This window comes from Altericroceibacterium spongiae (genome assembly GCF_003610805.1).
GTDB lineage: Bacteria > Pseudomonadota > Alphaproteobacteria > Sphingomonadales > Sphingomonadaceae > Altericroceibacterium > Altericroceibacterium spongiae.
Map to the genome: position 1 here is coordinate 106,194 of NZ_RAPF01000003.1, position 12,714 is coordinate 118,907.

Here is a 12,714-nt window from a genome sequence, read left to right on the forward strand (position 1 = left end):
AGTATATGGCTGAAGCACTTGCTCTGATCGATTACGGGGCCGGAAATCTCCATTCGGTCAATAATGCCTTGCTGGCTGCCGGAGCGGAGCGTGTCGCCGTTACGTCCGATCCCGATCTGGTGCGTGGAGCGCAGCGGATTGTGCTGCCGGGTGTCGGGTCCTTCAAGGCCTGTGCCGAAGGGTTGCGCGCGATTGACGGAATGGAAGAAGCTCTGACCGACCGTGTTGTCAGGGATGGCATTCCCTTTCTCGGCATTTGTGTCGGCATGCAATTGATGGCAACGCGCGGTCTGGAGCACGGCACCACGCCAGGACTCGACTGGATTGCCGGTGATGTTGTCGCGATTGAGCGGACTGATCCAGCGATTAAAGTGCCGCATATGGGATGGAACGATGTGTCCCCCATGCGGCATCACGATGGGGCGGAATTGTTAGAGGGCGGTGAAGCTTATTTCCTTCATTCCTATCATTTCGAGCCGGAAAGCGGCCGCGATATTGCTGCCATGACAGACCATGGCGGTGGTCTGGTGGCGGCTGTTGCACGCGATAATATGCTCGGTGTGCAATTCCATCCCGAGAAGAGTCAGGCTTTTGGCCTGTCTTTGCTGGCCCGTTTTCTGGAGTGGATGCCATGATTGTTTTTCCCGCCATTGATCTGAAGGGCGGACAGGTAGTTCGTCTCGCTGAAGGCGATATGGATCGCGCCACGGTGTATGGTGATGATCCCGCAGAACAGGCGCAGATTTTCGCCGATGAAGGGGCGAAGCACCTTCATGTTGTGGATCTTGACGGAGCTTTCGCCGGTGAGAGTCGCAATCGTGCGGCGGTAGAAGCGATCGTGGCGCGCTTTCCCGGGCATGTGCAACTGGGGGGAGGCATTCGCTCTCCCGAAGCGGTTGCAGGCTGGTTCAATCTCGGTGTCAGCCGTATCGTGATCGGCAGTGCTGCACTTACTGACCCGCAATTTGTCAAAGATATGGCGCGTGAATGGGAAAACGGCGTCGTCGTAGCCGTTGATGCAAGAGATGGCATGGTGGCAACCGAAGGCTGGGCCAAAGTATCTGATGTGCCGGTTGCCGATCTGGCGCGCCGTTTCGAAGATGCAGGTGTGGCCAGCGTACTTTTCACGGATATTGGTCGAGACGGATTGCTCAAAGGTTGCAATATTGATGCGACTGTCGAACTGGCGCGGCAGACCGATATGCCTGTAATTGCCAGTGGCGGAGTGAAGGGTCTCGACGATATTCGCCTGCTTGCTTTGCATGAGAAAGATGGAATTGAAGGCGTGATTACCGGGCGGGCCTTGTACGATGGCAGGCTCGATCTGGCAGCGGCTCTTCAGATGGCAGGACGCGTATGACGGTCAGGGTTCGTGTCATTCCGTGTCTCGATGTGGCCGAAGGCCGCGTGGTGAAGGGTGTCAACTTTGTCGATCTGAAAGATGCCGGCGATCCGGTTGAGCAGGCGCAGGCTTATGACAGGGCCGGTGCCGACGAATTGTGTTTTCTGGACATTTCGGCAAGCCATGAGGGGCGTGGCACGTTGCTGGATATCGTTCAGCGGACTGCGAAAGTGTGCTTTATGCCTCTGACTGTCGGAGGCGGCGTACGTTCGGTGGAAGATGCGCGTGCTTTGTTGCTGGCTGGTGCCGATAAGGTAGCGGTTAATTCAGCAGCCGTTTCCCGGCCTGAAGTGGTAAAGGACATCGCTGAACGCATGGGCAGCCAGTGCGTGGTCGCTTCTGTCGATGCGCGTCGTTCGGGTGAGGGCTGGGAAATCTTTACGCATGGCGGCCGTCGCGCCACCGGGATTGATGCTATTGAGCATGCCAGAAAACTGGCGGCCCTTGGCGCAGGCGAATTGCTTGTCACATCGATGGATGGCGATGGCACGCAGCAGGGTTATGATCTGCAACTGACCCGCGCTATCGCGGACAATGTCGGCGTACCGGTGGTCGCCAGCGGGGGTGTCGGCAATCTCCAGCATCTGGTGGATGGTGTGAAACAGGGCCATGCCAGTGCAGTGCTGGCCGCTTCGATCTTTCATTTCGGTACCTATTCGATTGCGGAAGCGCATGAAGCCTTGCGAGCTGCGGGAATATCGGCTCGGGGTTGATGCCTCAGGCTCTCTTCGCTTGACCAATCGCGCGCTTTGCTTTCATGGCTGGCATATGGATATGCTGAATCGCCTGGAAGAGATCATTGCCGAAAGGCGCTCCGCTTCACCCGAAACGAGCTATGTGGCCAAGCTTCATGAACGTGGCCTTCCTGTCATGGCGCGGAAATTGGGCGAAGAAGCGGTGGAAACCGTGGTTGCCGCGCTGTCTGGTGAACGGGATGAACTGATCGGCGAAGCTGCCGATATTCTGTTCCATTTGCTCGTGCTGCTCGGTGCTCGAGATGTAACTCTTTCTGATGTCATGTCTGAACTGGAGCGACGCGAAGGCACGTCCGGAATTGTCGAGAAAGCTTCCAGGAGCGCGTAATGGCCATTGATGCGAATAAGCCGTATGATGACGAAAATATTTTCGCCAAAATCCTCCGCGGCGAGATTCCCTCTAAAAAGGTCTATGAGGATGAATGGGCCTATGCCTTTCATGACATTGCTCCGCAGGCACCACTGCATATTCTGGTGATTCCGAAAGGCCGTTATGTCAGCTGGAACGATTTCAGTGCCAGTGCAAGTTCGGAAGAAATCGCCGGGTTTGTCCGTGCAGTGGGTAAGATCGCGCGAGACCATGATCTGGTCGAACCGGGCTACCGCCTGCTGGCCAATGTCGGTGAAAATGGCGGGCAGGAAGTGCCGCATTTTCATATTCATCTGTTTGGCGGGAAGCCGCTGGGCCGAATGATTTCGGCCTGACGGATGCCGATCGAGCGGTATACGCTGAACGATTTATCGCTTTAGTATGCCATCCTGTCGAACGCGCTTGCCGAAAGACTCATCTACCCGCTAAGCGACGTCGCCGGATGATTAGTATACCGGAACCTCCCAGCGGACGATTCGAAGGGGACAGCCATCTGTTCCCGGTTCGAGTCTATTACGAAGATACCGACCTTTCCGGGATCGTCTATCACGCGAATTATCTGCGTTGGTTTGAACGGGCCCGGTCCGATATGCTGCGCCTGCTCGATATTGACCAGCGAGCGGCGATTGAGGCGGGAGACGGCGCTTATGCTGTTTCCGAACTGGCCTTACGCTATCGCTCACCTGCCAGGCTGGACGATGCTGTTCTTATACAAAGCGATGTTGTGGAACTGCGCGGGGCAAGTGTGCGTTTGGTCCAGCGTGCGTTCAGGAAGGATTGTCTTCTTTGTGACGCAACAGTGCGTGTAGGTTTCGTCGCCCCCGATGGTCGCCCCCGTCGTCAGCCCGACAGCTGGCGCGCAGCTTTTAAAATGATAATTACCCAGGGAAACCCTGAATGACCGCCCTTTCGTTCCTTTCTGCATCGACCCTCTCCGTTCCCACCCGACTGGACCCGATTCAGCTTTTTCTGGATGCCGATATTGTCGTTAAACTTGTGATGGCGGGTTTGTTGCTGGCAAGTGTCTGGTGCTGGACGATCATCGTCAGCTTCTCGATGCGTATTTCTTCGGTAAAGCGTCGGAGCGGACATTTTGAAGAAGAGTTCTGGGACAGTGAAAGCCCTGAACAATTACTGGTAGGCAAACGTAAACGGGATAATCCTTCCGCACGCGTTGCCTCTGCTGGCCTGAATGAATTGCGCAAATCGACCAGTGAGAAGAGTAGCCCACTGGATCGCGAAGGTATACGTCAGCGTGTGGCTCTGGCGATGGAAGGCCAAGTCGCGATTGAGGCGGATCGTCTGGCAGATCGGCTAAACTTTCTTGCCACGACGGGCGCGGTGGCGCCCTTTGTAGGTCTTTTTGGAACCGTTTGGGGCATCATGAACAGCTTTTTTCAGATCGGTTCGCAACAGAACAGTTCGTTGGCTATTGTCGCTCCGGGTATTTCTGAAGCTCTGTTTGCCACCGCTATAGGCCTGTTTGCCGCGATTCCTGCGGTGATTGCGTATAACCGGTTCAGCCATCGCGTGAACGGATTTGAAGCGCGTTTGCAACGCTTCGCCGACAGGGTTCATGCCCAGATCAGTCGCGAGCTGGAGGCCGCCTGATGGCCATGGGAGCTATGTCTTCGGGCAGGCCATCGCGAAGGGGGCGTGGGGCACGCCGAACGCCTATGGCGGAAATCAATGTCACACCGCTGGTGGACGTGATGCTGGTTCTGCTTATCATTTTTATGGTTACAGCGCCGCTTATGACGGCAGGTGTGCCTGTCGATCTGCCTGACAGCCGGGCAGAGGCGCTTGAACAGGAGCGTGACCAGATTACCGTTTCGATCGATGCGTCCGGCTATATCTACATTGACGATGAAGCCGTGCCTGTCGGTGCTTTTGGTGAACGGCTGGCTACTGTTGCGCCATCTGCCGGGGAAAAGCCGCTGGTTACTCTCCGGGCTGATCGTAGTTTGGAATATGCCCGTGTCATGGCGGTGATGGGCGAACTCAACAATGCCGGTTTCAACAGCATTTCGCTGGTCACCAACAGTTCAGACACGTCCCCATAGCGCGTTATTATGGCTGCTCTTGCCCAACTGAAAAAAGAAGAACGTGTCGGCCTCGGGATCGCTATTGCTGCGCATCTTGCGCTGTTCGCAACATTCATTTTGCTGGATAATCGTCCGCTGCCGACATTCAATCGGCCCGATCGTATGACGGTGAGTCTGGCGGATGAGGTCGGTCTGGCCGACACGGCGCCCGATCCGGCGAGCGATCCGCGTGCTGCTGTGGCGCCCACTTTGTCGGATGATCCCGAGCCTGTGCCGCAACCCGAACCCGAGGCGCGGGAAGATGTGCTGCCAACGCCCCAACCGCGCCCAGAACCCGAGCCGGTTCGCCGCCCGGCACCCGCTCCTTCTCCCAAACCAAAACCAAAACCGGAGCCGAAACCAGCGCCCAAAAAGCAGGAAGCGCCGAGCAAGGCTAAAAGCAGTGGCAGCCGCATTGGCAACGACTTTCTCGATGGTGCAAGCGCCAGTGATAGCGGTTCGGATAGCGGCACGCCAGCAGCGGAAATCGGGCCGCGAGTGCAGGCCTCGCTCGCCTCAGCCATTACGCGTCAGCTTAAACCGCATTGGTCTGCACCTCAGGGGGCCGATGCGGAGTTGCTGGTCACCGTTCTTCGTTTCCGCCTTAATCGGGATGGTAGCCTGGCAGGCACCCCCGAAGTTGTTCGCCAGTCGGGCGTAACTCCCAGTAATCAAGCCCAAAAAGCACGGCATGCCGAACAGGCTATTCGTGCTGTACGGCTTGCGGCCCCTTTCGATTTGCCCGAACGTTTCTATGATGGCTGGAAAGTCGTCACATCTCAATTTGACAGAAGGTTGTCGCAATGATTCTTCGCATTTCCGCTGCCCTGTCTCTGGCGCTGCTGGCGACACCCGCCATGGCGCAGACATCGTCGCCCCAGGCGTCACCCGAGCAATCTGTCGCTCAGGCTCCTATCACGCCTGACACAACAGAGCCGGCTCAGAGCAATGAAGGCGGTCTATCGATTGTCGTGTCTGACGATAATGACTGGCAGGATCTCGGCGTTGCGATCCCCGCTTTTGCAACGGACCGTAATGTACCGACGCCAGCCAATTCGGATGGAACGGCCGCGCTTGGGCTGGAACTGGCACGGGTGATCACGGCTGATCTTAAAAATAATGGTCTGTTCCGGCCAGTTGGCCCGGATGTGTTGCCACGTCCGGAATATGGCCAGATTACGTCGCCGGCATGGTCGGTATGGACCGGGCGTTCGGTCGATATGCTGGTGCACGGTTATGTTCGCGCTGCTGCAGATGATGAACTGACGGTAGGCTGTTATCTCTACGACGTGGCGCTTGAGGATCAGCTTGCTAAGGGCGGTTGGGTTGTCAAACCATCCGACTGGCGCCGTGCAGCCCATAAATGCGCAGACATGGTTTATTCGCGTCTGTCTGGGGAAGATCCCTTCTTCGACAGCAAGATTGCCTATATCGCTGAAACAGGCCCCAAAGGTAAGAGGGTGAAGCGTCTGGCGATTATGGATTCGGACGGAGCCAATCACCGTTTTATTACCAACGGTCAGTCTACTGCGCTGACGCCGCGTTATTCGCCCGATTACCAGAAAATCGTCTATCTCAGCTATATGAACGGCAATCCGCGGATCTATATTTACGACGTGGGTACCGGCAAACAGCATTTGGTGACTGAAAGCAAGAATGCCACTTTCGCCCCCCGCTGGTCACCGGACGGAAAGTATATTCTCTATTCGATGGCTTCGGGCGGGAACACGGATATTTATCGTGTATCGGTTTCGGGTGGCCCGAGCGTGCGCCTAACCGATAATCCAGCCATTGATGTCGGCGGTTCTTATTCGCCTGACGGATCGAAGATCGTTTTTGAGAGTGATCGGTCGGGCAAACAGCAAATCTATGTGATGAACGCGGACGGCACCAATCAACGGCGGATCAGCTTTTTTGGCGGTGCGTCGGCTACACCGGAATGGAGCCCTCGCGGTGATTTGATCGCTTTCACCCATATTGCGGGCAATCTGCGTATTGCCGTGATGAATCCATCAGGTGGAGGGATGCGCTATTTGACCAATAGCTGGCAGGACGAGGCGCCCACATGGTCGCCCAATGGCCGCATCATTCAATTTTTCAGGACTCAGCCCAATTCGGGCGAAACGTCTTTGTGGCAGGTCGACCTGACCGGTCGCAATGAACGGCGTCTGCCGACGCCCGTGGGGGCATCCGATCCCGCTTGGGGACCGGTTTTGCCATAAGTGCGTTAGTGTGAATAACCGGGCGTGCCCGGCTGTGTTGATGCCTGAAAGGAGGAAGGCATGAAGTATGTCGTCACGTGTATGACTGTGGCCAGTGCGATTGCACTGGCTGGCTGTTCCAAGAAAGCACCGGAGTCGCTTCCCCCGGCTCCTACTGAAACTACCCCGGCTCCGGCGCCTACGCCGACGCCAACCGGTCCTGTTCCCGGATCGCAGCAACATTTCCATCAGGCAATGATGGGGCAGGATGTCATTTATTTCGATACTGACAAATATGACATTGACGGTGAAGATATGGCAGCTCTGCGCAAGCAGGCGCAGTATCTGATGCAATATCCCAATATTAGCGCCACAGTTGAGGGCCATTGCGACGAACGCGGGACGCGTGATTATAACCTCGCCTTGGGTGAACGTCGGGCTAACGCGGCCAAGAACTATCTAGTGAGCCTTGGTGTGCCGGCTTCGCGTTTGTCGACCATCAGTTACGGTAAGGAACGCCCTGTGGCTATGGGATCAAACCCTGAAGCTTGGGCCAAAAACCGTCGAGCTGTGACCATCGTCGTTAACTGACGGGAATTACTCACGACGTCATATTCCTCCTTGGAGGGATCAGTAAAGCGGGCGGTCCGTTATTCGGGGCGCCCGCTTTTTGTCTGGCAGGGCAGATCATCTGGAAGGGCGTTGCACGGCGACAGCATAGCCCCCATAGTAAAGTACAAATATACAGCTTTCCCGGGGCCTGATCTGCCTCAAAAGATACTAAGAGATTTAGGAGTTTGTTTTATGGTCCGCGCGCGCCGATCCAATGATTGGGGTTTCCCGCGCTGGAGAGGATATGGTGCTTCTCGTGAAGCGGCCAATGTGCGTTTGTGTGACCGGCATGGTTGTGAGGAGCCAGGCGATTGCCCAGCACCCAAAGCCCCCAATAGCCCTGAGAAATGGTATTTCTGCCAGAAGCATGCTGCGGAATATAATTCGAAATGGGATTATTTCGCTGGACTTGAAGAGGAAGAAGCCAAGCAGCGGGCTAAGGCCGAGGCGAACGAAAATGCGGGCTATGCCGAATCCGCTCATTACGGGTGGGCCGGTTCGGGTGATGGCAGTCGCAGTCAAGACGAATTACGGGCGCTGGACGTCCTGGGGCTGGAGCCTGATGCCGATTTCGATACTGTGAAGAAAGCGTGGCGAAACCGTGCCAAGGAAGTGCATCCCGATGTCAAACCGGGAGACCAGGAAGCTGCTAAACAGTTTCAGGCCTATCAGGTTGCATATGACGTGCTCCGGCAGGCCGAAGAACGCCGTGTGTGGAAGGGTTAACCACCCACATAGCCTTAATCTCACTGTATGAACTAAGCGATTATGACTGGTCTTCGTTTGATAGAGATGTCGAATGCTTTTTTGAAATAACGAAAACTCCGCCCGTTCCCGAGCGGAGTTCTGCCATTTCACAATAGATGTCCAGACTCTACTTTGGTGCGAGCACCATGAGCATCTGGCGGCCTTCAAGGCGTGGAAACGCTTCGACTTTAGCCACTTCGGAAGCTTCTTCCTGTACGCGGCGAAGGAGGTCCATGCCAAGCTGTTGATGCGCCATTTCACGACCGCGAAAGCGCAAAGTAACCTTTACCTTGTCACCATTATCGATGAACTTGAAAACATTACGCATCTTCACGTCATAATCATGCGTGTCGATATTGGGACGCATCTTGACCTCTTTAATATCCTGGGTCTTCTGCGTCTTGCGTGCAGCATTGGCTTTTTTCTGTGCTTCGTAGCGATATTTGCCGACATCAAGGAATTTGCAGACAGGCGGGTCCGCATTGGGGGATACTTCCACCAAATTGAGGCCTGCGTCAGCCGCTTGTTCGATGGCTTCGCGCGTGTACATGACGCCGAGATTCTCGCCATCGCCATCGATGACGCGAACTTTGTCGACTTGAATGAAACGGTCGTAGCGCGGCCCGCTTTTGGTTGGGGGCGTTAATGAGCGCCGGGGTGGACGAGCTATTGTGTGGTCTCCTGTAATTACTTCGGTTGCAGCCTGATATTTAAGAGCAATCGTTCAATTGTAAAAGGGGTTCCGTATTTGTGCGGCTATGCAGCCGTTCGCCAGAGGGGAAAGTGCAACAGTTGGTCCTGGGCTGTAACGAGGGCTTCGATCTCTCTGGCGGGGCTGAGGGCTTCGCGAATAGCTGGATCGGCAGCGTTCATTCCGCCTGTAAGTGCCCCAAAAGCGGGGAGAATCATGCGGTCCGTACCATGCTCCATGCGTGCTATGACGGCACAAGGGCGACGAATATGACGTTGGCGTAAAGAGAGCTGAATGCGCGGGTGAAAATGGCCTGAAATTTCAGATCTGGTTTCGCCTTTTCGTGCTTCATGTCTGAGAATTAGCCCGGAAATATCGAGCTCGTCGGCGATTGAGCCGCCCATATCGGCGATAAGGGCCGAATCGTGATTGCCGGTGATCCAGACCCAGTCGACTATGCGGATCAGAGCTGCCATCATACCTGACGCATAGGGTTCGAGTCTTTGCGGCCCGTCATTATCGTGAAAATTGTCTCCCAGACTATATACACGTCTCGCCCCTGTTTCCCGAATAGCCAGAGCGAGGCGAGAGAGTGTTTCACGGCTGTCATAAGGTGGCAGCATTTGGCCGTGGCGAGCATAAAAGCTGGCTTTTTCGAGATGCAGATCGGCAACCAGCAAAGCCGCTTCACGCGGCCAGTACAGCGCATTGCTGCTGGTCATCACCAATTCCTCACCAGAGAACGAAACGGGAACCATTGCATTCTCTTGCCGTAGGCGCGCGTAAATGGCAAGCCAGCAAAACGATGATCGACTGGACACCTTATACAACCCGCGCTCGCGAATGGTTTGAAACGTTGCGTGACAGCATTTGTGCCGAGTTCGAAGCAATCGAATCCGAAGCCGGGGATTCTGCGCAATTCGAATACATCCCTTGGAATCGTGACACGGAAGACGGCTCTGATGGTGGCGGGGGAGTGCGCGGCGTGATGAAAGGCAAGGTGTTCGAAAAGGTCGGTGTGAATGTCTCGACCGTTTCAGGCACGTTCGCACCGGAATTTGCCCGGACGATACATGGGGCACAGGATGATCCGAGTTTTACTGCAACCGGGATAAGTCTCGTTGCACATATGGCCAATCCGCATGTTCCAGCGGTTCACATGAACACGCGTTTTCTCACAACCGGCAAAGCCTGGTTCGGTGGCGGGGCCGATCTCAATCCACCGATTCCCTATCAAGAGGATACAGAAACTTTCCACGCGGCGTTCCGGGCGGCCTGCGCCAAACATAACCCCACTTATTACGACCGCTTCAAGCAATGGGCGGATGATTATTTCTTTATTCCCCACCGCAATGTAGCCCGAGGGGTCGGGGGCATTTTCTATGACCATCTGGAATGTGAAAACGAGGCTGGCTGGGAACGGAACTTTGCGTTCACACAGGATGTCGGTTCGACGTTTCTCGATATTTTCCCGCAGCTTGTCAGACGCCGTATGAATATGCCTTTCACCGAAGCAGAAAAACATCGGCAACGTGAATGGCGCGGGCGCTATGTAGAATTCAATCTGGTCTATGATCGCGGAACACTGTTCGGCCTCAAAACTGGCGGGAATATCGATGCTATACTGATGAGCCTGCCTCCGGATGTCAGTTGGTCCTGATCGCGCAGCTTTCCTGAATCCGGAAGTTACGCCCTTTTAACGTCGCTTTGTCATTGCTAAAGCTTCATAAATCCCCAAATCATTGGCATGAGATGCTGCGCCAATATGAACTTGTAGAGAGGGTCAAGGAATACGACCCGGATGCCGATGAGGCGCTGTTGAACCGTGCCTATGTTTACACGGTGCAGAAGCATGGTTCGCAAAAGCGAGCCAGCGGTGACCCCTATTTCAGTCATCCTGTCGAAGTGGCAGGATTGATGACCGATTTGAAACTCGATCAGGAAACGATCATTACAGCGCTACTCCACGATACAGTGGAAGATACGCTGGCGACGATCGAAGATATCGAGAAAAATTTCGGCCCGGATGTCGCGCGGCTCGTTGATGGGGTGACCAAACTTTCAAAAATCGAGCAAATGCCTGAAAATGAGCGGGCCGCCGAGAATCTGCGCAAATTTCTCCTCGCGATGAGTGAAGATCTGCGTGTGTTGCTGGTGAAGCTGGCGGACCGGCTGCATAATATGCGTACGCTGCATTTTATTAAAAAGCCGGAAAAACGGCGCCGCATCGCTCGCGAGACGATGGATATCTATGCTCCGCTCGCTCAGCGCGTGGGCATGTATGAATATATGCGCGAAATGCAGTTGCTCGCCTTCGAGCAACTTGAACCGGAAGCCTATGCGACGATCACCGGAAGGCTGGAACAGATTCGTAGTCAGGCGGGCGGTCAGGTCGATGAAATCGCTCTGAAGATCAAACAGGCGCTGGCGGAAAGTGACATCCGGGTCGAAGTGAAAGGGCGTGAAAAACATCCTTATTCGATCTGGAAGAAAATGGCCGAGCGTCATGTAAATTTCGAGCAGGTCACCGATATAATGGCATTCCGCGTGCTTACGGATAGCATTGAAGATTGTTATCGGGCTCTGGGTGTTCTGCACAGTAACTGGCAAATGGTGCCAGGGCGCTTCAAGGATTACATTTCGACTCCTAAAGCCAATGGCTATCGCAGCCTTCATACGACTTTGATCTATGCCGGGTCTATGCGGGTAGAAGTTCAGATCCGCACACACGAAATGCACCGCCTGAACGAGTTCGGGCTGGCCGCTCACTGGGCTTATAAGCAGGGAGGAAAGAGCCCTGACGGTCAGGTTGGCTGGCTGCGCGATCTGATCGAGATTATCGATGCCAGTCAGGATGCTGAGGAACTGCTCGAGCACACCAAACTTGCAATCTATCAGGACCGGATTTTCGCTTTTACCCCCAAAGGCGCGCTTTTCCAGCTTCCCAAGGGGGCAACCCCGATTGATTTCGCTTTTGCGGTGCATACCGATCTCGGCGCTCATGCGGTGGGTGCCAAGATCAATGGTCGCCACATGCCATTGCGGACGCCGCTCAATAATGGCGATGTGGTAGAGGTTATCAAAGGCGCCAATACAGAACCGCAACTGTCCTGGCTCGGCTTCGTGGTGACAGGTAAGGCGCGGGCGGCCATTCGCCGTGCTGTCAGGCAAAAGGAGCGGCAGGAAGTTACCGCGATCGGCCAGATGCTGTTCGACGATATTTGCGAAAGGCTGCCGACTAAAATCGGTAAGAAAGCTATTTCTGCCGCTCTGGAACGGCTTGAACTGGACGATGAGCGCGAGCTGATGTTTGCGATGGGCTCCGCCAAATTGACGGATCGTGCGGTTATGGAAGCGCTCGTTCCGGGCAGCACTGCCGATCTTCCGGAACCGCCTCGACAGGAAAAAACTATTTCTATCAAAGGCCTGACACCGGGAATGGGGTATAAGCTGGCTGATTGCTGCCACCCTGTTCCGGGCGACCGGATCGTAGGGTTGCGGCATCATGGGCAGGGGGTGGAAGTTCACACGATCGACTGTCTTGAACTGGCGCAACAGGCCGATGCCGACTGGCTGGACCTGTCCTGGGGAGAGCGTTCGCAAGGTGCCGTCGGCCGGTTGCGGATCGTTCTTTATAACCGGCCGGGAACTCTGGCAGATATGGCCGGAATTTTTGCCAAGAATCATGCCAATGTCATGAATCTGGAAATGTCGGAAAGAGATGGGCCTTTCCATACTTACGATGTCGATCTGGAAGTGCAGGATCTGGCTCATCTGACACGGATTATTAGTGCCATTCGGGCCAGCGATGCTGTGGCTGAAGCAGAGAGAATCTAGCGGTTTTTCAGGAGT

General features: G+C 55.1%; 16 protein-coding genes. 14 read left to right on the forward strand and 2 right to left on the reverse strand.

Annotated elements, in window-relative coordinates:
• Positions 1 to 5: 5 nt before the first annotated feature.
• The 12 genes from hisH (at position 6) to D6851_RS06515 (ending at position 8,150) form a co-directional block, all read left to right on the forward strand.
• On the forward strand, positions 6 to 635 hold the full coding sequence (gene hisH, locus D6851_RS06460) for an imidazole glycerol phosphate synthase subunit HisH (protein ID WP_120324084.1): 630 nt from the start codon (positions 6 to 8) through the stop codon (positions 633 to 635).
• On the forward strand, positions 632 to 1,360 hold the full coding sequence (hisA, locus tag D6851_RS06465; protein ID WP_120324085.1) for a 1-(5-phosphoribosyl)-5-[(5-phosphoribosylamino)methylideneamino]imidazole-4-carboxamide isomerase: 729 nt from the start codon (positions 632 to 634) through the stop codon (positions 1,358 to 1,360). The genes hisH and hisA overlap by 4 nt, the downstream gene beginning before the upstream one ends.
• Positions 1,357 to 2,115, forward strand: a complete 759-nt coding sequence (gene hisF / locus D6851_RS06470; protein ID WP_120324086.1) for an imidazole glycerol phosphate synthase subunit HisF — start codon at positions 1,357 to 1,359, stop codon at positions 2,113 to 2,115. Before hisA ends, hisF begins: the two co-directional genes overlap by 4 nt.
• A gap of 55 nt (positions 2,116 to 2,170) precedes the next feature.
• Positions 2,171 to 2,485 carry a phosphoribosyl-ATP diphosphatase gene (locus D6851_RS06475; RefSeq protein ID WP_120324421.1) on the forward strand — a complete coding sequence of 105 codons (315 nt, stop codon included), beginning with the start codon at positions 2,171 to 2,173 and terminating at the stop codon, positions 2,483 to 2,485.
• Positions 2,485 to 2,862 (forward strand): histidine triad nucleotide-binding protein, encoded by a 378-nt coding sequence (locus tag D6851_RS06480; protein WP_120324087.1) that lies wholly within the window; start codon positions 2,485 to 2,487, stop codon positions 2,860 to 2,862. Before D6851_RS06475 ends, D6851_RS06480 begins: the two co-directional genes overlap by 1 nt.
• A 107-nt stretch (positions 2,863 to 2,969) precedes the next feature.
• The gene (locus D6851_RS06485) at positions 2,970 to 3,428 is read left to right on the forward strand and encodes a YbgC/FadM family acyl-CoA thioesterase (RefSeq protein ID WP_120324088.1); all 459 of its coding nucleotides are present in this window, start codon (positions 2,970 to 2,972) and stop codon (positions 3,426 to 3,428) included.
• A complete protein-coding gene (tolQ, locus tag D6851_RS06490) occupies positions 3,425 to 4,138 on the forward strand; it encodes a protein TolQ (protein WP_120324089.1) in 714 nt (237 codons plus the stop codon). The genes D6851_RS06485 and tolQ overlap by 4 nt, the downstream gene beginning before the upstream one ends.
• On the forward strand, positions 4,138 to 4,590 hold the full coding sequence (locus tag D6851_RS06495) for an ExbD/TolR family protein (protein ID WP_120324090.1): 453 nt from the start codon (positions 4,138 to 4,140) through the stop codon (positions 4,588 to 4,590). The genes tolQ and D6851_RS06495 overlap by 1 nt, the downstream gene beginning before the upstream one ends.
• A gap of 9 nt (positions 4,591 to 4,599) precedes the next feature.
• Positions 4,600 to 5,418: an energy transducer TonB gene (locus D6851_RS06500; protein WP_120324091.1), complete on the forward strand. Its 819-nt coding sequence runs from the start codon at positions 4,600 to 4,602 to the stop codon at positions 5,416 to 5,418.
• On the forward strand, positions 5,415 to 6,833 hold the full coding sequence (gene tolB, locus D6851_RS06505; RefSeq protein ID WP_120324092.1) for a Tol-Pal system beta propeller repeat protein TolB: 1,419 nt from the start codon (positions 5,415 to 5,417) through the stop codon (positions 6,831 to 6,833). Before D6851_RS06500 ends, tolB begins: the two co-directional genes overlap by 4 nt.
• A 60-nt stretch (positions 6,834 to 6,893) precedes the next feature.
• The gene (pal, locus tag D6851_RS06510; protein WP_120324093.1) at positions 6,894 to 7,403 is read left to right on the forward strand and encodes a peptidoglycan-associated lipoprotein Pal; all 510 of its coding nucleotides are present in this window, start codon (positions 6,894 to 6,896) and stop codon (positions 7,401 to 7,403) included.
• A gap of 213 nt (positions 7,404 to 7,616) precedes the next feature.
• Positions 7,617 to 8,150, forward strand: a complete 534-nt coding sequence (locus D6851_RS06515) for a J domain-containing protein (RefSeq protein WP_120324094.1) — start codon at positions 7,617 to 7,619, stop codon at positions 8,148 to 8,150.
• A gap of 148 nt (positions 8,151 to 8,298) precedes the next feature.
• On the opposite strand, the gene infC is transcribed toward D6851_RS06515, so the two are convergent.
• Together infC and pdeM are read right to left on the reverse strand one after the other, a co-directional pair.
• Entirely contained in the window at positions 8,299 to 8,841 is a 543-nt protein-coding gene (gene infC / locus D6851_RS06520) for a translation initiation factor IF-3 (protein ID WP_120324095.1), read from the reverse strand.
• A gap of 86 nt (positions 8,842 to 8,927) precedes the next feature.
• A complete protein-coding gene (pdeM, locus tag D6851_RS06525; RefSeq protein WP_120324096.1) occupies positions 8,928 to 9,620 on the reverse strand; it encodes a ligase-associated DNA damage response endonuclease PdeM in 693 nt (230 codons plus the stop codon).
• A gap of 47 nt (positions 9,621 to 9,667) precedes the next feature.
• On the opposite strand from pdeM, the gene hemF reads away from it, so the two are divergent.
• Together hemF and D6851_RS06535 are read left to right on the forward strand one after the other, a co-directional pair.
• Entirely contained in the window at positions 9,668 to 10,522 is an 855-nt protein-coding gene (hemF, locus tag D6851_RS06530) for an oxygen-dependent coproporphyrinogen oxidase (RefSeq protein ID WP_120324097.1), read from the forward strand.
• Between the two features lie 92 nt (positions 10,523 to 10,614).
• Positions 10,615 to 12,699, forward strand: a complete 2,085-nt coding sequence (locus tag D6851_RS06535) for a RelA/SpoT family protein (RefSeq protein WP_120324098.1) — start codon at positions 10,615 to 10,617, stop codon at positions 12,697 to 12,699.
• Positions 12,700 to 12,714: the final 15 nt, after the last annotated feature.